We start from the raw sequence: 1012 nt of genomic DNA, 5'->3' as shown, positions 1-1012 counted from the left end.
ACCCTTCTGCGTCCCTCCATTGCTCAAACGATAAAGAGGTGGTACAGGAATATCAACCTGTTGTCCATCGCCTACGCCTGTCGGCCTCGGCTTAGGTCCTGACTAACCCTGAGCGGACGAGCCTTCCTCAGGAAACCTTAGGCATTCGGTGGACGGGATTCTCACCCGTCTTTCGCTACTCATACCGGCATTCTCACTTCTAAGCGCTCCACCAGTCCTTCCGGTCTGACTTCACTGCACTTAGAACGCTCCCCTACCACTGATACCATTGGTATCAATTCGCAGCTTCGGTGGTGTATTTAGCCCCGGTACATTTTCGGCGCAGAGTCACTCGACTAGTGAGCTATTACGCACTCTTTAAATGGTGGCTGCTTCTAAGCCAACATCCTAGTTGTCTAAGCAACTCCACATCCTTTTCCACTTAATACACACTTTGGGACCTTAGCTGGCGATCTGGGCTGTTTCCCTCTTGACTACGGATCTTATCACTCGCAGTCTGACTCCTAAGGATAAGTCATTGGCATTCGGAGTTTGACTGAATTCGGTAATCCGATGAGGACCCCTAGTTCAATCAGTGCTCTACCTCCAAGACTCTTACACTTAAGGCTAGCCCTAAAGCTATTTCGGGGAGAACCAGCTATCTCCAGGTTCGATTGGAATTTCTCCGCTACCCACACCTCATCCCCGCACTTTTCAACGTGCGTGGGTTCGGGCCTCCATTCAGTGTTACCTGAACTTCACCCTGGACATGGGTAGATCACCTGGTTTCGGGTCTACGACCACGTACTAAACGCCCTATTCAGACTCGCTTTCGCTGCGGCTCCGTCTCTTCAACTTAACCTCGCACGGGATCGTAACTCGCCGGTTCATTCTACAAAAGGCACGCCATCACCCATTAACGGGCTCTGACTATTTGTAGGCACACGGTTTCAGGATCTCTTTCACTCCCCTTCCGGGGTGCTTTTCACCTTTCCCTCACGGTACTGGTTCACTATCGATCACTAGGGAGTAT

The 1012-nt window shown here is 51.1% G+C and carries 1 rRNA gene; it reads right to left on the bottom strand.

The features are described 5' to 3' along the window. Positions 1-1012, bottom strand: a 23S ribosomal RNA gene (locus tag BMG01_RS10595); the annotation flags it as partial.

Source organism: Leuconostoc sp. BM2, from assembly GCF_002095565.1.
Classification (GTDB): Bacteria; Bacillota; Bacilli; order Lactobacillales; family Lactobacillaceae; genus Leuconostoc; species Leuconostoc falkenbergense.
This window is presented reverse-complemented; position numbering and strand designations above follow the sequence as displayed.